Source organism: Pseudomonas sp. PAMC 29040 (assembly GCF_003994535.1).
Taxonomy (GTDB): domain Bacteria; phylum Pseudomonadota; class Gammaproteobacteria; order Pseudomonadales; family Pseudomonadaceae; genus Aquipseudomonas; species Aquipseudomonas paraversuta.
The window spans coordinates 291,835-310,836 of sequence record NZ_RZAA01000004.1 but is presented as its reverse complement, the minus strand read 5'-3'; the positions used below and the strand labels follow the sequence as shown (position 1 = coordinate 310,836).

Below are 19,002 nucleotides of genomic sequence, written 5' to 3'. Positions count from 1 at the left end.
TTCCCGTCTGCAGGAGCGCGCTTGCTCGCGATCTTTTGATCTTTTGATCTTTTGATCTCGAAGAGCTCGCGAGCAAGCTCGCTCCTACAGAAGGGTCAGGGTGGTGGGCTATTTGCCTTTTTCGTGGGCCGGGTCGTAGACCCTGGTCAAGTCACCACCCAGGCGAAAGGTCTTGAACGGTTGCATGCCGCGTTTCATTTCAATCACCTGCGGGGTGCAGGTGTAGAGGGTGCAGAACGGTTCGAGCCAGGCGAATTTGGCGTCGACTTTCAAGTCGGTCATGTCCTGCTTCTTGTCGTTCTTTTGTTCGAACTCATCCGGGTTCTTGACCCCGCTGAGCACGCGCTCGCCCAAGCGTTTCAGGGCCCCGTTGTTTTCGTTGCGCAGGTCCACGCCATTGACCAGGGCAAAGCTGGCGATCATCGACAGGGGCGGCAGGGCGTAGTTGTGATAGGCCAGGGCGCGTTGCTGGCGCTTGAGTTCGTTGGGCAAAAAGCCCTGGGCGTCGACTTGACTGGCGCCGACCCTGAACTCTTTCACCGACCAGTCGAACAGGTCGCGACGATTGGTGGCGATGGCGGTGGCCATCACTGACCAGGCCGACCAGTACGAGTGGTTATTGGTTTTTTCCAGCGGCAGGTTGTCCCAGTCGCTGACCACCTGATCCGCCATTTTGCTGAACCAGGCCTCGATCACCTGCGCCTGCTGTGGATGCCGGGCCAGGGGCTGCGAACTGGAGAATTTCAGGCGGATATAAGACGAGGCCATGCTGCCCAGCGCCCATTTGCGCATCGACTTGCCGGTGTGATTGAAGTCTTTGCTCATCAGCGCATCGGCCTCGGCCCAGGCAGTGAGCCAGTTCAGCGTGCATTCAAGCTGTTGCGGGCGACCGTCACGCATGAACTGCATCACCTTTTTACTGGTACTGCGTTCCAGGGTGGTGATGCCGGAGGTGGCGTCGCGGAAGGCTTTTTCCGAGTCGACATTAAGTGTCGAGCGGGCCTTGTCCGAGCCTTCGTATTTGCTGCGAAATTCCAGCTTGCCGGTATACGGCTGCGGCATGGTCCCGCAGTCGTTTTTGAAATCGCCGGTTTTAAAGGCTTCCACCGGGGCGTAATAACCCTGGGGCGGGCGCAGTGCTCCGGCGGCGTTGGCGGTGCTGGCAAACATCGCCAGCCCGAGAAGGGCGGGGGTCAGTAATGAACGTAGTGTGATCGGTGCAGTTGGCATCAGATACCTCATCGTCCGGCCTGCGCGTCGGGATGCGCAGGGGAGGGGAATACGTTGCGTTTGCAGAGTCGGGCCTCGACTTTCTGCGGCTCGGCCCCGGCTTGCGGGCCCTCGATTTCAATGGCCAGCAAGTTCTGGCTGGCCCAGTCTTCGTCAGTGCGCAGCTCGAAGGCGAAATGCCCGTCGGTGTCGGAAGTGGTCGGCTTGTCGATTTTCAGATTCTCGTGGCGTCCGTTCATGTACCAGAGGGTGGCTTGCAAGGTTTTCACCGACGGATCGGCGAAGTGGATGTCGATTTGGTGATTGGCGTTGCGCAGGTCCAGGTTGCGGCTATTGACCAGCATCTGGTTCGCGCCGGGCTTGAGCGTGGTGCTGTTGCTCAGGAGCGCGGGCTTGCCTTGGCAACCGTTGTCGAGCAGGGCCAGCATTTGCCGGTAGGTGACCTCCTGATCGAGGCGATACAGCGGCGAGAACTCCCAGATCAGCACCTTGGGCGGGGTTTTCTGGAATTCTTCGCTGCCCAGGTACTGCAGCATCGAGCCTTCAAGGCCGCCACCGGGGAAGGCGACGTTGAGCACGTCGGCACCGATGTACTGCTCCAGAAAGCCCGAGAAGTTGTAGTTCTTACCGCTGTGGCTGGTACCCACCAGGGTGATCTGCGGGTTGCCCGAATCACCGAACAGGTCGCCGTCAGCGGCTTCGCCCCTGGGCGCGGTGCTGAACTGGTCCATGTACTGCACGGCATAGCTGGTGCCGCATAACTGGCCGGCCATGTTGTGCAGGGTGCCGGTCTTGCCCATGCGCCCGGAGATTCTGGTTTCGAATTCGCGCCGGGGAATATCGGCGAAAGCGGGGATTTTTTTCACCGTGTCGGCAACGATTCTGGCGGTGCGTTCGGCGCCGTAGGGTGTCCAGTGCTGGTCGCCGCGGAAGTAGAAATCGTGGGCCTGTCTTTCGTTGGTCAAAGGCGACAGGTCAGGCACGTGGTAGCCCATTTTGGCGAAGCGCCCGAGCATGGCCTGGTAGTTTTTCAGGGCCTTGTCGTAGTCGTAGCGGTCACGCTCGGCAGGCATCAGTTTGTTGCGGTTGACCAGCCCGCGGGTCGGTTGATACACCACCACCAGTTCCACACCTTTGCTTTTGAACGCATCGTGCAGTTGCTGCATGCGTCGGTAGCCGGCAGGGGTGGTATCGAATTCGGTGCGCAGGTCTTCCTGGGTGCGGAACAGCCAGTCGCCTTCAGCCTGCACCAGGGTGGTGAAGTTTTGCTGGTAGCGGGTGGTGTAGTTTTTCGCATCGTGGGCTTGGGGGCACAGGTTGCAGCAGGGTTCTGCGTTGAACGCCGGGGCTTGAATCTCATCTGCCTGCACGCCGGCACTGACAGCGAGGATGGCGGCGGTCAGGCCCGACAAGCTTAGAAATTTGATCATTTTGGGGGGCATAACAGTCATCCTCAGTCGCGCATTTCGGTCTGGCGTTCAACGGGGTCGATCAGCACGGCTTTTTGCTGGCGCACCAGCAGGTCGAGAATCTCGCTCTGACGCTCACCCAGAATGCCGTTGAAGCTGATGCCGCTGGATTTGCTCGGGGCCAGCATCGATACCCGATACAGCTCGATGCTCAGGGGCGAGTCGATACTCAGCGGGCCGCTGCCGTTACCGGCCAGTTCGCCGCCCACCAGGATCAGTGACACCTGGGTGTCGAACGGGTCGAGGTCGATATCGCGATCGGTATCGGTCAAATCCTTGATGTGGCCGTAGATGCCGGTCAGGCCGTTGGCCAGGGCGATGTTTTCGTACAGCCGGATATTCACGCTGTTGCGCACCCGGATTCCGTGGCGACGGTTGTTGATCACCTTGTTGCCCCACAGCAGGTTGTCGCCGCTCTCGTACAGGGTGATGCCGTCGGTGTGGTTCTGGAAAATCTGGTTGTCGGCAATCAGGTTGTTGGAACTGTTGCGGTCGATCACCAGGCCCGACAACTTGTTGTCATGGCTGCGGTTGTTGAAGATGAAGCTGTCGTTCACCTCGCGGGAAATGATGATCCCGTGCTTGCGCTGGGTCCCGAATACATCGTTGTCGGCGATGATCAGCCCGCGGGAACGGTCATGGGGGTCGATGCCGTAGACGATGTTGTCGCGGTAGGTGTTGCCCTTGACTACAAAGTCGCGGGTTTCATAGCAGTAGAAGCCGTACCACATGTCCGAGAATTCGGAGCCCAGGATCCAGCCGGTGGGCTCATCGCGCTTGACCACCTTGGCCATGTTGGGTGTGTACTGAGAAATACTCACCCCGTACGACTTGCTGTTGGCGTAGCCGAAGCTGGCCATTGTGCTGTTGACGATATAAGTCTCGGTGCCACCCCAGGCCAGCAGGAACGGGCGAAACTCTTTGGCATCACGGAAGGTCGCCGGGCCGTTGGCCTTTTCGCGCCAGCCGGTAACCTTGGTGTCGCGTACGAACAGCTGGCCGTCGTTGACCATGAACGCACCGGCTTCTTCGGACAGGCGCAGCTCCCTGGTGCTGCTGTCGATGTCCAGAATGCCCTTGTGCCCGACCACGATCGGCAAGCGTGCCAGGTACACCCCCGGTGCGGTTTCGCTGAAGTATTTTTTCGGCAGGCGGCGGGCCAGATCCTTGAGGTTTACATAGCCGTCGTCGATGAAAATTGCCTGGGGGATACCGCCCTGGCGCACCACCCATTCGGCCATCTTGTTGTCGCCGCCGATGAAATCCTTGAGGGCGTTTTCCTGCATCATGCGGCGCACGCTGACCTTGCCGGCGGTGCTGCGCACTATCTTGGCCGCAACTGCTTCGGCGGTGTAGCCGCTGATGTCGGGCAGTGCCGGTTTGGCTATTTCCAGCGGCGCACTGGGGGCAGTACGCACGGTATAGGTCCTGGCCTGTTGCAGCTCTTTGGCCAGGCCCGGGCGCAGTGGCTCGACATTGCCAAAGGCGACTGAACTTGCCAGCAGCAGGGCGCCGGCCAGCAGGCTGATTGCGCCTTTATTGGCAGGATGGTTCATCTCTCGCACTCCCGTTGGCGTGGTCATCAGAAGCGCCAGATCACGTCGACAAACGCGCGGTGCATGTATGAGTCGACGCTTTTGCCGTAGGCATCGCCGGGCTTGAATACACCGCCGCGAAAGCGCACCAGCGCCGAAGGTTCATCGATGGACTGGCTGAGGGCGGCCGGCAGCAGGCCTTGTTTGAAGTACTTGGTGACCACCAGATCCATTTCCTGACCGAGGTCGTTTTTGCCGTCGACCAGCGGCAGCGAGGTGCTGGAGAGCAGGCCGCTGGTGGGGTCTTCGCTGTTTTCTACGGCATTGATACCGTTGCTGCCCACCGGTTTGCTGGCGTCGACGCGCCAGAACTTGTGATAGACCAGGCTGGCGTCGTAGTCCTCGCGCAACTGCCACGAGGTGAACAGGCTGGCGCTCTGGATGTTCTGCATCTCGCCACGGAAGGCTTCGCCGAAACGGTGGACCCGCGAGCGGGTGCCGGTGAAGCTGGAGCGGTTGCTCTCAAGCCCGGTCTGCTGGTAGTCGGCGCTGGCCCGGGAGTAGGCAGCGCCCACTTGCCAGTTCGGATCCAGGCGCAAACGTACCCCCAGGTCGGTGGCCCAGCCGTCGACGTCGTCACTGGTTTTGGCGCCGGCGAGGGTGCGTCCGTCGACCGTCGAGGTGGCCAGGGTGTCGCGCTTGCCGGTCATGCCGGTGACGCTGGCCCAGTAATTGACGGTGTTGCTGTTGCGGTAGTTGTAGGCGTCGCTGTTGGCCTCGATACCGAGCCAGGTCAGGTCGCCGTTACGGGTTTTATCCAGGGCGTCGACTTCTGCGCCTTCGTGTTTGAGCTTGCCGTCGTCGTGGCTGTGGTGGGCGCGGACGCCGACCCATTGGCCGGGCTGCCATTGCGCCGAAATGTCGCCGTACAGGTGCAACCGGTCCTGATCGTCCGGGGCCAGTTCGCTGAGGTCGGTGCGGTACTCGCTGAAGCGCTGGGCAGCACCGAGGTTGGCCTTGAGCAGGGTGGTGTCGAAGGTCCAGTTCAGGGCTTCGATATTGGTATCGCGCCACATGCCGTCATCGTTGTGCAGGCGCTGGCGTCCGAGTTTGAGCTGCTCGCCGGGGTAAGCGGTGAAGCCTTTGTAGCCGATCCAGAATTCGCGCAAAGCCAGATAGCTTTTGTCCGGTTGGCGCGCGTCATTGCCGCTGCTCGATTGCTCTTGATCGGACTGCTGCAGGGTATCGGTTTCAATAATGTCGCTGGAGGTCACGGCCTGGCCCATGGCGTAGGCGCTCCAGTTACCGCGCTCGCCATATACCCAGGGGCGCAGGTCCAGACCCACGCCGTTGACGTCGCCTCCCTCGCGGGTGCCCAGGTCGCGGTCGTCTTCGGACTGGGCGGTGACTTTCAGGTCCAGCCCGAAATTCTGCTCGTCGGTCAGGGCGGCCAGGGTCGGACACGACCACAGCAGGGCGAAAGACAGACCAATGCCGGCTTTCACAAAGGGATTCAGGGTCATAGGGCTTCCTCGCCGTTTTCTTGTTCCAGCGACTGCACGGCCAGGGCGTTCTGGCTCAGGCTGGCACGCAGCGCTTGTTCTTTTTGCAGCAGGCGCCGGGCTTGTGCGCGCTGCTCTACGGGTAACTGCTCGTCGAGTTGCGCGGCCAGTTCGTTGCCCTGCGGGGTGTCCTGGACTAAGGCCAACTGGCTGAATACATAGGCATTGAGTAGGTTGGGGCGGGTGCCCTTGCCCTGGGAGAACAGCTGGGCGATGGCGAAGTCGGCGCTGTTCTGGCCGTTGCGGGCGGCCTTGAGCAAATGATCGAGGGCTTTTTGCGGGTAGACCTGGCCCAGGTAGCCCCGGCGGTAGATCTGCCCCAGGTAGTAATCGGCGGCCACTTCTTTATCCACTGCCTGCAGGAAATGCGCCTCGGCTTTTGCCGCGTCCGGGGTCAGCCACTTGCCGTCGTAGTACAGCTTGCCCAGCAACAGTTCGGCTCGCGGCTGGTCTGCGGCCCGGCCGTTGTCCAGGTACTCCTGCAATTGCGCGACATCGCCTTGTTCCGGGAAGTCGTAGAGCAGTTGCGCGAGGCTGACCCAGGACGCCGGGTAAACCGGTGCGATGTTCTCCAGCAACGACTTGGCCGTGTCCGGGTCGGGAGTGCCAAAGGCGGTCAGCACCCGGGCGACCCCGTCGACCCGCTGGGCTGATGCCGTGCCACGGCTGTAAGCGTTTTGCAGTTGCTTGAGCAGGTGTGCCTGTTGCTCGGTTTTGCCTTGTTTCTGATAAACCGTGGCCAGCTCGACGTAGCAGCTGTCATTGCTGGCCAGCGCCTGCTTGCAGATGGATTCGACTTGATCCAGATGCTGGTCGTAGGTGTCCTGGATGCGATAGAGGGCAATTTGTGCCAGGCCCGCCTGGGGATAGCCGGCCGCGAGCCACTGGCTGATTTGTTGTTGCGGGTTGACCTCGGGGAAGCTCTGCGGGTGCTGCAAATACAGCATGGCCAAAGGCGTGAGGCTGCTGGCGTCGCCGCTGGCAAAGGCTTGCTTGAGCAAGGTTTGCGCTTCGTGCAGTTCGGCTTCGCTGGCGCCTGGCTTGGCTGCCAGCAAGCGACCCAGACGCGCCTTGGCCCGGGGCGAAGTTTTCGCCGCTGCCCGGTAGGTGGCTTCGGCTTTTTTCAATTGCCCGGCGTCGCGGCTTTGCATCCAGATATCGGCCAGGCCTACCTGGGCCTCGGTGTAGCCCAGGTCTGCCAGCACTTGGTAGTTCTGTTGCGCGGTGGCGATATCGCCGCGCTTGAGCGCTTCATTGGCCAGGCGTTGATCGGGCAGGCCGGAACAGCCGGCCAGGGCGATGGCCAGCAGACATAGCGCGGTAATCTTGTGGGAGCTGGCTTGCCAGCGATACGGTCCATGGGGTTGGCCTGCAACACCGGGGGGATGCAATCGCTGGCAAGCCAGCTCCCACAGCTGATTGGGGGTAGGGTTTGTCATGGTTAAAGACCCGCGGCCATGGCTTTGTCGATCAGCCAGTTCAGCGACGGCCCCCGGTCGCTGCTGACCTCAACCGGGCGGCCGGTGAGGGCGCTGTCGAGCGGGGCGTCCGGCTTGATTTGCACGCGGATGTCCGAGGACAGGTTGTCGCTGTCCAGGCTGGTGCTGCTGATGATCTTGCCGCTGCGCACGGCGTCTTCACCGGCCACCTGGAAGTTGACCCGGGTGCCGGGCAGTACGTTGCCAAACTGGCGATAGCTGAAGCGTGCTGCCACGTCGGCTTCACTGTTGCGCGGTACCAGTTTGAAAATCACGTCGCCCTTGCTGGCGTACTGGCCGTTGGCGACCAGTTGCTCGGCAACCACGCAGTCACAAGGCGAGGTCAGAGTGCCGGTCATTTGCTTGCCGAACAGGGTTTCGATGTTTTCGGGTTGCAGCTGGTTTTCGTCCAGATGGCCCTTGAGCACATCGAGCATGCTGGTGCTGAAGGTGGCCAGGGGCGCGCCGTTGGCCGCCAGCTGGTCATCCTTGATCAGGCTTTGCACGGTGCCGTCGCGGGGCATGGTGATGTTCAGGCCCTGCACGCTGACCAGTGCCGACTGGGCTTGGGTCACGAAGTACAGGCCGTAGACCGATTTGGCCACGAAGCCGAAGGCCAGCAGGCCGACGACAAAAATCCCGGCGCTGAAGGTGACGGCTTTGAACCGCCCGAATGGGCTCATGCCGCTGCCACCGTCCTTGACCTTGCGCGCCTTGGTGAAGTTGTCGCGTTGCAGGGTGGCCAGGACTTCGCCCATGGTCACGATGTCGCCGCTCAGGTGCGAGGTGATGAGGTGGCGCAAGGTGGCAATGTCTTGCAGGTCGAGGTTCTGGAACTGGCAGCCGACGCGACCGGTCTGGCGGTCTGCGTTGCGCACCAGCAGGTCGACGTCCATCGTCAGGCCCAGGTTGTCGATCACAAACTGTAAGCGCCCCTTGATCAGGTCGCCGGCCTTGAAGGTCTGGTTGGCGGCGTTGAAGCTCAGGCCCCCGGCCGAGAGGTCAATCAGCTTGACCTCCATCGGCGTACGATCGGCGCCGGAAAAGTGCAGCCTGGCCGGGATTTTGACCCGCGCATGCTGACGCTGGGCTTCAGATTCGTGGACAACGTTGGCGTTTACTTGAGTGTTCATAAGGTCTTGTTCCTGGTTAATTCGATCGAAGCGGTTCAGACCATCAGCAACAGCACGGCGACAAAGATGCTGCCGGCGGAGAAGGTCATGGTCCGGGACGACCAGGTGTTGAACCAACGTTGAAAGCTGGCCAGATCACGGGTCAATTTGGTGTCCTGACGGGTCCAGGATTGCTGGTCGAGGCGGAAGAACACGTAGATCTTCACCAGGGCGCCAACGATCTGGTTGTAATAAAGAATCAGCGGGTAGGCCGGGCCGATCCGGTGCCCGGAGCAGGCGAGTAACAGGGTCAGAATCAGGCGGGTGAAACCGATCCACAGCAGGTAGGCGATGAGAAAGCTGATGCCGTATCGGGCCGTGGCGATCAGCGCTGCGGTCAGGCCCAGCAAAGAGGTCCACATCGATACCCGCTGGTCGAACAGCACCAGGCTGGTGAACAGGCCCAGGCGTTTGACCCCCAGGCCCAGGGCCCGGGCGTTCTGGCGCAGGTTGTTGCCGTACCAGCGAAACATCAGTTTGCGGCTGGCCTTGATAAAGCTTTTTTCCGGCGGGTGTTCCACGGTGTAGATGGCGGCGTCCGGCACGTAGAAGGTGTCGTAACCCAGGCGCATCAGGCTGAACCAGCTGGACTTGTCATCGCCGGTCAAAAACTTGAAGCGGCCCAGGCGCCAGTGCTGCAGCGAGTCGCTTTCCACATCGGCGATAAAGGCCGGGTCGGTGACTACATTGGCGCGGAATACCGACATGCGCCCGGTCATGGTCAGTACGCGTTTGGACAGGGCCATGGAGCACATGTTGATATGGCGCTGGGCGAAGCGCAGCTTGTGCCATTCGCTCATGATGTAGCCGCCGCGCACTTCACAGAATTCGTTGGTGGTGAGGCCGCCGACATTGCCGAACAGCTGAAACCAGGGCACGGTTTTGCGTACTACGCCGGGGGCGAGCACGGTGTCGCCGTCAATCACTGCAACCACTGCGCGGTCATCCGGCAGATGACGGGAGATGGCGCGAAAACCAAAGGCCAGGCCATCGCGCTTGCCGGTGCCGGCGATGCGTACGAAGTCCAGTTTGACCCGGGCTGGCGGGTTGAGGCGTTGCCACATGCTTTTGACCAGCAACTCATCGGACATCTCGACCAGCGAGCAGACGATGGTGGTGGGCAGGCCGCAGTTGATCGCTTCACGAATCACCGAGCTGTACACCTGGGCGGTGGTCAGGGCGTCGATGCGAAAACTGGTGACCATCAGGAACACGTGGGAGGGGTCGGCAGACGTGCTCAGCTTGCGCACTTTGCGCCGCAGGTGCGGGTACACCACATATAAAAACAGCATGCCGCGCAGGAAGTGCGTGGCACCCATTGAGTAGCGCCAGATACCCACGGCGCCAATCAGGAAAATAAAGTTTTTCGACTCGGCGTCGAAGATCGATGTCGGCAGCGCCAGGGCGAGACCCATCAACAGTGTCAGGTAAAACAGCCAACCGGCGGCCTGGAGAAGGCCGTTTTTAAGCCTGGGCATGATCAGTATCCGTTTGGGTTCTGCGCGGCCCCGCAGGAGCGAGCGAGCTCGCTCCTGCGGGGGGATATCGGTTTGTTACCAGCAGATGCCTTCAGTGCGGCCGGTTACGCTGGTGGCCCGGGACATGAAGCCCACCAGGTCGATCACTTGTTTGCCGTGGGGGGCGTTTTGCGCCAGGGCGCGGAATTTTTCGTCGCGGTTACCCAGGATGATCAGGTCGCTGTTGTTGATCACTGCGTCAAAATCCGAGTTGAGCAGGGACGAGACGTGGGGGATTTTCGATTCGATGTAGTCTTTGTTCGAACCATGAACACGGGCGTATTCGACGTTGGTGTCGTAGATGCTCAACTCGAACCCCTTGCCGATCAGCATTTCGGCCAGTTCAACCAGCGGGCTTTCACGCAGGTCATCGGTACCGGCCTTGAAGCTCAGACCGAGCAGGGCGACTTTGCGTTTGTCGTGGCTGGCGACGATGTCGAAGGCGTTCTGTACTTGTGATTCGTTGCTGCGCATCAGTGAGTTGAGCAACGGTGCTGCAACGTCCAGGGAGCCGGCACGGAAGGTCAGTGCACGGACATCCTTGGGCAGGCACGAGCCGCCGAAGGCAAAGCCGGGGCGCATGTAGTACTGCGAGAGGTTGAGGGTTTTGTCCTGGCACACCACGTCCATCACTTCGCGGCCATCCACGCCGACTGCTTTGGCGATGTTGCCGATTTCGTTGGCGAAGGTCACTTTGGTGGCGTGCCACACGTTGCAGGTGTACTTGATCATCTCGGCCACTTCGATGTCCTTGCGGATAATCGGCGCGTCGAGTTCTTCGTACAGTGCCTGCAGCACATCCCCGGAGGCGGTGTCGAGTTCGCCGATCACGGTCATTGGTGGCTGGTCGTAGTCGGCGATGGCGGTGCTTTCACGCAGGAACTCAGGGTTTACTGCGACCCCGAAGTCGATACCGGCTTTTTTGCCCGAGCATTGCTCAAGGATCGGGATCACGACATTTTTCACGGTGCCCGGCAATACGGTGCTGCGTACCACGATGGTATGGCGCGAGGTTTTGTCACGCAGCACCGCGCCGATTTCACGGCACACCGCTTCGATGTAGTTGAGTTCCAGGTCGCCGTTTTTCTTGCTGGGCGTGCCGACGCAAATCATCGACAGATCGCTTTCACGAATCGCCGAGGCAAAATGGGTAGTACCGCGCAGGCGGCCGGTCCGGATGCCCCGGGCCAGCAGTTCGCCCAGGCCGGGTTCAACGATGGGCGACTTGCCGAGGTTGATCAGGTCGATTTTATCCTGGGAAATATCCACTCCGATAACTTCGTGGCCACGTGCAGAGAGGCAACCGGCGCACACGGCACCGACGTAACCCAAACCAAATATGCTAATGCGCATCGCGTATACCTCTGTCATCTAAAGTGTGGGCGAGCCAGGAATTACGGCGAATAAAGTCCGCAACGCCAGGAATCGGCATTGTTAATGTTCAAACTTTTTTAAGTTGTGCGAATGGCAGTCAACTGATGATTTACTGCAAGGCGTGCCGGGTGAAGGGGGCAGCCGTGTATTGTCGATGATCGTCTGTAAATCGTTGGTTTTTAAACGATTTAATGCCGCTCGTGATGAGGGTTGACGCTCATCTTTATCATGCTTACTTCAGTCGTATATACCTTCGAAGTTGGAGCCTTGGTTGTAAGTCATATCCTACAATCCTTGTAATAAATGTTACGGGTTCTCTGAGCGGCGCTTATGGACATAGTTCCAATCCGTTGATCGCGTTTTCTCGGAATATGAACATTCACGAAAAAGATGGCACTGGTCTCATATTGATGGCACTTGAGGTTTGGCCCTTTAATTACGGGTGGTTAGTTGTGGCTAATAGTTAAGTGCCATTACCGGACAAAAAACAGGGTGCCATTACGAAAAAAATTCACCGTTGTCGAGTGAATTTAAGTTCATGGAGCACAGAGACAGGATTTTTACAGCGCGACGCATGCTCTGTGGGGCAGAGCTGCGTCATAAGGGCGGGGGTTACTCGGGGGCGTGATCACGCAAGAAGACCAGCAGGTCAGGTTTTGACTGCTCGGCACTGTAGCGATAGCCCTGCTCATCGAACTGCTTGAGCAGTTCCGGGTTATTGATCCGCTCCTTGATCACAAAGCGGCTCATCATGCCCCGGGCTTTTTTCGCATAGAAGCTGATGATTTTGTGCTGACCGTTTTTCAGGTCCTTGAATTCGGTGTTGATGATGCGCGCGTTCAGGGCCGGTTTTTTGACCGCCGAGAAGTATTCGTTGGACGCCAGGTTGAGCAGCACGTCATCGCCCTGTTCGGCCAGAGCCTCGTTCAGCCATTCACTGATGCGCGTGCCCCAGAACGCGTAAAGATCCTTGCCCCGGGCATTGGCCAGCTTGGTGCCCATTTCCAGGCGGTACGGCATCATCAGGTCCAGTGGGCGCAGCAGGCCGTACAGGCCCGAGAGCATGCGCAGATGAGTCTGGGCGTAGTCAAAGTCGGCTTCACTGAAGTCCACGGCGTTGAGGCCGGTGTACACGTCGCCCTTGAAGGCCAGCAGCGCCTGCTTGGCGTTTTCCGGGGTGAAGGCCGGTGTCCAGCTACCGAAACGGGCGGCGTTGAGGCCCGACAGCTTGTCGGATAGATGCATCAGTTCGCCAATCTGTTGCGGGCTCAGCTCGCGCAATTGCTCGATCAACTCCTGGGAGTGGTCCAGGTATTGCGGCAGAGTGAACCGCGCAGTGGCCGGCGGCGTCTGGTAATCGAGGGTTTTGGCGGGTGAAATCACCATCAGCATGGGGTCGTCTCCTTTTAGCGTCGGGCGATTCTAGGCGCTGGCGGGTTTTGACTCCACCTATGGTGGTGATAGAAAGCCCTCGTCGCTGACAAGGTACGAGGTTGCAACAAGGGCCGAAGCAGCCTCAGCAAATCCTTTCGCAACCTCGTGCCTCGTCAGGGACTACGGTGCGGTTATAGTGCTGGCAGTTATTTAAAGGGGAACTGATCCGTGCGCATTGCTCTTTTTTTCTGCGCCTGGCTGCTGGGTTCGGGGGCTGTCGCCGCAACCAATGAACCCGCGACGCTGGACCGCAGCACCTGGCCCGAACAATTGCTCAGCCCGGCTTTGTTCGATGTGGCCTCGCGTGCCGAAATCCTGACCTTCGCCCGTGAATTGCTGACCAGCGAGGCACTTGATGACGACGCCCTGAAGCAGCGCCTGAATCTGAAAATCATCAACATCGACGAGATTGATAGCGTTCGGCGCAGGATGTGGCTGCGGCTGCTGGCCAATTATGATTTTGCCCAGCAAAGCTGCGACCAGGACGCATCGTTTTGTTATTACGTCGACGACATGGCCAGTTTGCGTGAGCAGGCCGGCAAGTTCGAAGTCGCCGATGATTCGTTTTATGCCGCCTGGGCCGGGCCGAGTCGCGAGTTTCACCGGCGCTATCTGGATGAGCAATTGCGCCTGGCGGCACTGTTCCCGCAAATCAGCAGCGAAATCGGTCTGTTTGGCGATCAGGAATTCAACGGCGACGAGATGAATGACCGGCTGTTCATGCTGACCTTTGACAGCGGTCCGACACAGTTGCCGGGCAACACGGACTGGTTGACCGACTATCTGCGCAAGCAGTCCATCAGTGCCACTTTCTTTGTCTTGGGCAACGGTCTGCAAGGGCGACTCGATAAAAGCTCGGAAGCGGCAGTGCAAGCGCTGTACAAGGGGCAATGCGTGGGCGTGCAGGGCTGGGAGTATCGTTCCCATAGCCATTGGCAAGACTGGCAGGGTTCGATCTTGCGCAGTGTGGCGTTGGTCAGGCAAGTGGTGCCGCAGAACTACGTTCCCCTGTTTCGTCCGCCTTATGGGCAGCGTCGGGCGGACAGCACCGGGTTCTTTGGGGCACAAGGCTTGAAAGTGGCGCTATGGGACATTGATTCCCGGGACCTGGCTGCCAGCCTGACCGCCGAACAGTCGGCGCAACGGGTGTTGAGCCTGATGCTGCTGTGGCGCCATGGGGTTATTGTCTTTCACGATACCCAGGACAAGGTGCGCAGTGCAGTGCCCTGGCTATTGAAGGCGACGGCGCAGAGCGGGCTTGGCTGGGAGGATTGCGCGAAGGCTATGTAGGAGCGAGCTTTTCAAACAGCTCGTTCCTGCGGGGCCGGGGTAACAAAAGATTACATATAGACCTCTGACTCTAGCTGCGCTTCGGGCATCCGCCAAGGCTATTCGTCAGTCTGAAAAATAAATTCCTTATTCGTTAAAAATCCTTTTTTTTGTCACACGTTTAGGAGTATTACGAAGACAGACCGCCGAAACCTGCACCACAGGTGGCGTCTTCCAGGACCCATCGGGAAGGGTATTCATCTGAACGCATCAGATGAGTTCGGCAGTCACTTCGAGGCGCAGCACTGTTGAGGTATTGCGTCGAATGGCTCCCACAAAGGTGACCGAGTATGGATGATCACGGACGCACTCCTTCTTCCAACCAGCCAATCCTTTATGTGCTCGATACCAATGTTCTGATTCATGATCCAAACGCATTGCTTAACTTCGAGGAACACCACGTCACCATCCCGATGACGGTGCTCGAAGAGCTCGACAAACTCAAAACCGGCAAATTACTGGTGGCTGCGGAGTGTCGCCAGGCGATACGTCTGATTGATCAGACACTGGGCGCGTCTTCTCCCGAAGACGTCGAGTTGGGCGTACCTATTCTGCGGGGCAAAAGCGGTCCCAAAGGCTTTTTATCGATTCTGATGAACAAGCGCCGGGAGCCCAACGCGCTGCTGCCTGAAAACCTCAACGACAACATCATCATCAACCAGCTGATCGATCTGCATACCCGTGACCCTGCGCGGCGTGTGGTGCTGGTGACCAAAGACATCAACATGCGCCTCAAGGCCCGGGCGTGCGGGATCGCCTCCGAGGACTACAGCACTGACCAGCTGGTTGACGACGTGGCGCTGCTGCCCCGTGGCTATCACACCATGACGGGCTCGTTCTGGGACCGGGTCAGCAAAGTCGAAACCCGTCAGGGCCATGGCCGTACCTGGCATCAGGTGCAGTTGATCGACAACCTGCCGGCCGTGCATATCAACGAGTTCATCATTGATGAACAGGGTTTTGTCGGCTGGATCAAAGAGATCCGCAAGGACCACCTGCTGATTCTCGACCTGCATCAGGAGCCGCTGCTGCATCAGGAAGCGTGGGGGCTCAAACCGCGGGATATCTATCAGGCGCTGGCGCTGTTTGCCTTGCTTGATCCGGACATTCATCTGGTCAACCTGTCGGGTGCGGCGGGTTCGGGGAAAACCATTCTGGCGCTGGCCGCCGCCATCGAACAAACCATGGTCAGCAAGCGCTACCGGCGCATTATCTGTACCCGCAGCGTGCAAGGGCTGGATCAGGAAATCGGCTTCTTGCCGGGCACCGAAGCCGAGAAAATGGAACCCTGGCTGGGGGCCATCACCGATAACCTTGAAGCCTTGCATATGGAGGACGAAAACACCCATGGCAGCGTTGATTACATCCTGAGCAAGGTGCCATTGCAGTTCAAATCCCTGAACTACATCCGTGGCCGCAGCTTCCAGCAAAGCCTGATCCTGATTGACGAGTGCCAGAACCTGACACCGCACCAGATGAAAACCATCATCACCCGTGCGGGCGCAGGTTCGAAAGTGGTGTGCCTGGGCAACCTGGCACAGATCGATACGCCTTACCTGTCGGCCACCAGTTCGGGGCTGACCTACCTGACGGAGCGTTTCAAGGACTTCCCCAACGGTGTGCACATCGCCCTGCAAGGGGTACCGCGTTCGATTCTGGCCGAGTACGCCGAATCTCACCTCTGAGTTAACCCGGCAATAAACCTGCAGGAGCGAGTTTGCTCGCGAGCTTTTAAACAGCTCGCGAGCAAGCTCGCTCCTGCTTCAGTAGCCTGAGGTAAGCTTGCTCGGCTTACGCGCTGTTGCAGTGTGTTGTTCGGGTTCAGGCATGCAGCGCTCCCAGGAGTTGGCCAAGACAGGAGAGTCGGGTGTTATTGCGTAATATCGATTTGAATTTGTTGGTGGTGCTCGATGCGCTGCTGACTGAAAAACATGTGACGCGTACCGGAGTCCGTTTGCATTTGAGTCAGCCCGCCATCAGCCACTCGCTGAATAAACTCAGGGTGTTGCTCGATGATCCGTTGCTGATTCGCCAGGGCAACGAGGTGGTGCTCAGTGCGTTGGCGCAAAACCTTCAGGCGCCACTCAAGGAGATCCTGGGGCAGATTGAAACCTTGCTCGGCCAGTCCATCGACTTTGTGCCGGCAGACTCGCAACGTACCTTGCGCATAGCCATGTCCGATTACGGGGCCGCGATCGTGCTGCCAAAATTGCTGGTGCAACTCAGGGCGCAGGCGCCGGGCACCTCGCTGGTGGTAATCCAGGACAGCCGCCTTGGCATGCTTGAGCAAGTGGGGCAGGGCAGGATCGACCTGGCCATCGGTGTGTTTCCCGCTCCGGGGGCGGATATCTGCACTGAGGTGCTGTTTGAAGAAACCTTTACCTGCCTGCTCGACCGCCGTTCTCTGCCTGAAAATGGTGTGCTTGATCTGGACAGCTACCTGGCGCGCCCGCACCTGCTGGTGTCGATGGACGGCAACACCCGGGGAGAGGTCGATAACGTCCTGCGGGCCCGGGGTTTAAAACGTCGGGTGGCGGTCAACGTGCCTCATTGGGGCACGGCCCCCGGGATGATTGCCGATACCGACCTGATCCTCACCGTGGCCACCCGCACCCTGACCAACGTGCCGTTTGGCGACACCCTGGTGGCAATGGCGCCGCCGCTGACGGTTGCCCCGTTCAACTATGTGCAGGCCTGGCATAACCGTTTTAACCAGGACCCGGCCCATCGCTGGTTGCGCGAACTGGTCAGGCAGGTGAGTGCCTGATCCTCTGATCTCCCGATCTTTCGATCTCCTGTTCTCCTGTTCTCCCGATCTCCCGATCTCCCGATCTCCCGATCTTTCGATCTTTCGATCTTTCGATCTTTCGATCTTTCGATCTTTCGATCTGTAGGAGCGAGCTTGCTCGCGAGCTTTTGATCTTGAAGAGCTCGCGAGCAAGCTCGCTCCTACAGTTTTGGCAGTTTTGGCAGTTTTGGCAGTTTTGGCAGTTGGGGTAGTTTTGGCAGTTTTGGCATTTGGGGCAGTGTTGGCATTTGGAGCAGTTTTGGTGGCTAAGGCAGTTGAGACAGTTGAATCATTCCGTCAGCCCCGTGAGGCGATGACAAACCCCGCCAGCACTACGCTCACCCCGAGTATTTTCTGCAGGCCCGGAGTGTTCTTTGGCAGTCCGAGCAAGCCGAAGTAATCAATCACCAGGGAAATAATCAACTGGCCCAGCACCACTGCCATGATGAAATTGAGTGCACCCAGGCGCGGTACGCTGATCAGCGCGACGGTGATGTAGAACACGCCGGCCAGGCCGCCGAGCCAGATCCACCAGGGGCCGCTCAGCAAGGCGCCAAGGTGGGGGCGCGGGACTTTGACGATAAGCATCACCAGCGCAATGGCGACACTGCTGACCAGCAATGAAATGACGGTGGCCCAGAATGGATGTCCCAGCGTCATCCCCAGCCGGGCATTGCTGGCGGCCTGCAAGGGCACCGCAACGCCCGCCAGCAGGCTCAGGGCAATGGCAATAAATAGTGGCATGAGTACGGTCTCCAAAGTTTCAACCGTTGTACGGCCAAGACGCGCAGGTGGCCAATTCGATGTTCTGATGCGCGGTATTCGCGGGGTCGATGGCCTTGAGCCGGGCCCCGGGTTTACAATCGCGGCTCCCCTCTGGAGTACTCCCCTGTGCTGACTCATCTGGATTCCCAAGGCCGCGCGAACATGGTCGATGTCACCGATAAAGCCGTGACATCCCGTGAAGCGACGGCACAAGCGGTGGTGCGCATGCGCCCTGAAACCCTGGCAATGATCGTCAGCGGCGGTCACCCCAAGGGCGATGTTTTTGCCGTGGCGCGGATCGCCGGAATCCAGGCCGCGAAAAAAACCTCGGATTTGATCCCGTTGTGCCATCCGCTGATGCTCACCAGCGTCAAGGTTGAACTCAGTGCCCAGGGCAGCGATGCAGTACTGATCGTGGCGCGCTGCAAACTGTCGGGGCAGACCGGCGTCGAGATGGAGGCCCTGACCGCCGCCAGCGTCGCGGCCCTGACTATTTATGACATGTGCAAGGCTGTCGACCGCGGCATGAGCATCGAAAGCGTACGCGTGCTTGAAAAGCTCGGTGGCAAGAGCGGGCACTTTCAGGCTGATGCCTCATGAAACTAAAGGTGATGTTCTTTGCCCGTTACCGCGAAGCCCTGGGGCTGGATGGCGAAGCTGTCGAAGGTTCGTTCACCTCCATTGAGCAGTTACGCGGGCACCTGGTGCAGCGGGGCGGAGCCTGGCAAGTATTGGCCGAGCCCAACCTGATGTGCGCGCGCAATGAAGAGCTGTGCAAGCCTGACGAGCCCTTGGCGGACGGCGACGAAGTGGCGTTTTTCCCGCCCGTGACAGGAGGCTGAAGATGACGGTTCGGGTGCAAGCGGCAGCCTTTGATCCGGGGGCGCAGGTCAATGCGCTGCACGCGGCCAACCTGGGGGTGGGCGCGGTGGTGAGTTTTGTCGGCTATGTGCGCGACTTCAACGACGGGCGCGATGTGGCGGGGATGTTTCTGGAGCACTATCCGGGTATGACCGAAAAAGCCCTGGACAAGATCGTCCTGGAGGCCGAACAACGCTGGCCGCTACTCAGGCTTGAAGTGCTGCACCGGGTTGGCGCGCTTGAACCGGGGGAGCCGATAGTCTTTGTCGGTGTTGCCAGCGCCCATCGTCAGGCCGCATTCGATGCCTGCGCCTTTGTCATGGACTACCTGAAAACCCGGGCACCGTTCTGGAAGAAAGAACAGACCGGCGATGGACCGCGTTGGGTCGAAGGTCGCGTGAGCGATGAGGAAGCAGCGGACCGCTGGAAGAAATAATACCCCTTGGGAGCGAGCTTGCTCACGAGCCGTTAAAAGCTCGCGAGCCAGC

At 59.4% G+C, this 19,002-nt stretch carries 16 protein-coding genes; 6 read left to right on the top strand and 10 right to left on the bottom strand.

Features of this window, described 5'->3' with window-relative positions:
* Positions 1-108: 108 nt before the first annotated feature.
* The 9 genes from WG29040_RS09170 to yaaA form a co-directional block, all read right to left on the bottom strand.
* Positions 109-1,230, bottom strand: coding sequence for a mannuronate-specific alginate lyase (locus WG29040_RS09170; protein ID WP_127196043.1), 1,122 nt, complete (start codon positions 1,228-1,230; stop codon positions 109-111).
* Between the two features lie 8 nt (positions 1,231-1,238).
* Entirely contained in the window at positions 1,239-2,672 is a 1,434-nt protein-coding gene (locus WG29040_RS09165; protein ID WP_127196042.1) for an alginate O-acetyltransferase, read from the bottom strand.
* Between the two features lie 11 nt (positions 2,673-2,683).
* Positions 2,684-4,255 carry a mannuronan 5-epimerase AlgG gene (gene algG, locus WG29040_RS09160; protein ID WP_003440075.1) on the bottom strand — a complete coding sequence of 524 codons (1,572 nt, stop codon included), beginning with the start codon at positions 4,253-4,255 and terminating at the stop codon, positions 2,684-2,686.
* A 26-nt stretch (positions 4,256-4,281) separates the two neighbouring features.
* Positions 4,282-5,757, bottom strand: coding sequence for an alginate export family protein (locus WG29040_RS09155; protein ID WP_010656006.1), 1,476 nt, complete (start codon positions 5,755-5,757; stop codon positions 4,282-4,284).
* Complete coding sequence (algK, locus tag WG29040_RS09150) at positions 5,754-7,235, bottom strand: alginate biosynthesis TPR repeat lipoprotein AlgK (protein ID WP_127196041.1); 1,482 nt, start codon at positions 7,233-7,235, stop codon at positions 5,754-5,756. Before algK ends, WG29040_RS09155 begins: the two co-directional genes overlap by 4 nt.
* Before the next feature lie 2 nt (positions 7,236-7,237).
* Positions 7,238-8,407, bottom strand: coding sequence for an alginate biosynthesis protein Alg44 (locus WG29040_RS09145; RefSeq protein WP_127196040.1), 1,170 nt, complete (start codon positions 8,405-8,407; stop codon positions 7,238-7,240).
* Positions 8,408-8,442: 35 nt separating this feature from the next.
* On the bottom strand, positions 8,443-9,924 hold the full coding sequence (alg8, locus tag WG29040_RS09135) for a mannuronan synthase (RefSeq protein ID WP_127196039.1): 1,482 nt from the start codon (positions 9,922-9,924) through the stop codon (positions 8,443-8,445).
* Positions 9,925-9,999: 75 nt separating this feature from the next.
* Positions 10,000-11,316, bottom strand: a complete 1,317-nt coding sequence (locus WG29040_RS09130; protein WP_127196038.1) for a nucleotide sugar dehydrogenase — start codon at positions 11,314-11,316, stop codon at positions 10,000-10,002.
* 633 nt (positions 11,317-11,949) lie between these two features.
* The gene (gene yaaA / locus WG29040_RS09125; RefSeq protein ID WP_003440096.1) at positions 11,950-12,729 is read right to left on the bottom strand and encodes a peroxide stress protein YaaA; all 780 of its coding nucleotides are present in this window, start codon (positions 12,727-12,729) and stop codon (positions 11,950-11,952) included.
* 210 nt (positions 12,730-12,939) lie between these two features.
* On the opposite strand from yaaA, the gene WG29040_RS09120 reads away from it, so the two are divergent.
* The 3 genes from WG29040_RS09120 to WG29040_RS09110 all read left to right on the top strand — a co-directional run bounded on the left by WG29040_RS09120 (position 12,940) and on the right by WG29040_RS09110 (position 16,867).
* Positions 12,940-14,061 carry a polysaccharide deacetylase family protein gene (locus tag WG29040_RS09120; RefSeq protein WP_127196037.1) on the top strand — a complete coding sequence of 374 codons (1,122 nt, stop codon included), beginning with the start codon at positions 12,940-12,942 and terminating at the stop codon, positions 14,059-14,061.
* Between the two features lie 329 nt (positions 14,062-14,390).
* Positions 14,391-15,785, top strand: coding sequence for a PhoH family protein (locus WG29040_RS09115; RefSeq protein ID WP_003440099.1), 1,395 nt, complete (start codon positions 14,391-14,393; stop codon positions 15,783-15,785).
* A 182-nt stretch (positions 15,786-15,967) separates the two neighbouring features.
* Positions 15,968-16,867 carry a LysR family transcriptional regulator gene (locus WG29040_RS09110; protein ID WP_003440101.1) on the top strand — a complete coding sequence of 300 codons (900 nt, stop codon included), beginning with the start codon at positions 15,968-15,970 and terminating at the stop codon, positions 16,865-16,867.
* 318 nt (positions 16,868-17,185) lie between these two features.
* On the opposite strand, the gene WG29040_RS09105 is transcribed toward WG29040_RS09110, so the two are convergent.
* On the bottom strand, positions 17,186-17,632 hold the full coding sequence (locus tag WG29040_RS09105) for a DMT family transporter (protein WP_010655999.1): 447 nt from the start codon (positions 17,630-17,632) through the stop codon (positions 17,186-17,188).
* Between the two features lie 147 nt (positions 17,633-17,779).
* Between WG29040_RS09105 and moaC the strand changes: the two genes are divergently transcribed.
* Genes moaC through moaE form a run of 3 tightly spaced genes read left to right on the top strand, consistent with a single transcriptional unit; the run spans position 17,780 to position 18,950 of the window.
* Positions 17,780-18,253, top strand: coding sequence for a cyclic pyranopterin monophosphate synthase MoaC (moaC, locus tag WG29040_RS09100; RefSeq protein ID WP_010655998.1), 474 nt, complete (start codon positions 17,780-17,782; stop codon positions 18,251-18,253).
* Positions 18,250-18,495 carry a MoaD/ThiS family protein gene (locus WG29040_RS09095; protein ID WP_127196036.1) on the top strand — a complete coding sequence of 82 codons (246 nt, stop codon included), beginning with the start codon at positions 18,250-18,252 and terminating at the stop codon, positions 18,493-18,495. Before moaC ends, WG29040_RS09095 begins: the two co-directional genes overlap by 4 nt.
* 2 nt (positions 18,496-18,497) lie before the next feature.
* Positions 18,498-18,950: a molybdopterin synthase catalytic subunit MoaE gene (gene moaE / locus WG29040_RS09090; RefSeq protein WP_003440110.1), complete on the top strand. Its 453-nt coding sequence runs from the start codon at positions 18,498-18,500 to the stop codon at positions 18,948-18,950.
* Positions 18,951-19,002 lie beyond the last annotated feature (52 nt).

Excerpts from the sequence above, each read along its gene's own strand:
- WG29040_RS09115 (WP_003440099.1), top strand. The coding sequence starts at position 14,391 with ATGGATGATCACGGACGCACTCCTTCTTCCAACCAGCCAATCCTTTAT.
- WG29040_RS09155 (WP_010656006.1), bottom strand. The coding sequence starts at position 5,757 with ATGACCCTGAATCCCTTTGTGAAAGCCGGCATTGGTCTGTCTTTCGCC.
- algG (WP_003440075.1), bottom strand. The coding sequence starts at position 4,255 with ATGAACCATCCTGCCAATAAAGGCGCAATCAGCCTGCTGGCCGGCGCC.
- WG29040_RS09105 (WP_010655999.1), bottom strand. The coding sequence starts at position 17,632 with ATGCCACTATTTATTGCCATTGCCCTGAGCCTGCTGGCGGGCGTTGCG.
- algK (WP_127196041.1), bottom strand. The coding sequence starts at position 7,235 with ATGACAAACCCTACCCCCAATCAGCTGTGGGAGCTGGCTTGCCAGCGA.
- yaaA (WP_003440096.1), bottom strand. The coding sequence starts at position 12,729 with ATGCTGATGGTGATTTCACCCGCCAAAACCCTCGATTACCAGACGCCG.
- alg8 (WP_127196039.1), bottom strand. The coding sequence starts at position 9,924 with ATGCCCAGGCTTAAAAACGGCCTTCTCCAGGCCGCCGGTTGGCTGTTT.
- WG29040_RS09130 (WP_127196038.1), bottom strand. The coding sequence starts at position 11,316 with ATGCGCATTAGCATATTTGGTTTGGGTTACGTCGGTGCCGTGTGCGCC.
- moaE (WP_003440110.1), top strand. The coding sequence starts at position 18,498 with ATGACGGTTCGGGTGCAAGCGGCAGCCTTTGATCCGGGGGCGCAGGTC.
- WG29040_RS09095 (WP_127196036.1), top strand. The coding sequence starts at position 18,250 with ATGAAACTAAAGGTGATGTTCTTTGCCCGTTACCGCGAAGCCCTGGGG.
- WG29040_RS09145 (WP_127196040.1), bottom strand. The coding sequence starts at position 8,407 with ATGAACACTCAAGTAAACGCCAACGTTGTCCACGAATCTGAAGCCCAG.
- WG29040_RS09165 (WP_127196042.1), bottom strand. The coding sequence starts at position 2,672 with ATGCCCCCCAAAATGATCAAATTTCTAAGCTTGTCGGGCCTGACCGCC.
- WG29040_RS09170 (WP_127196043.1), bottom strand. The coding sequence starts at position 1,230 with ATGCCAACTGCACCGATCACACTACGTTCATTACTGACCCCCGCCCTT.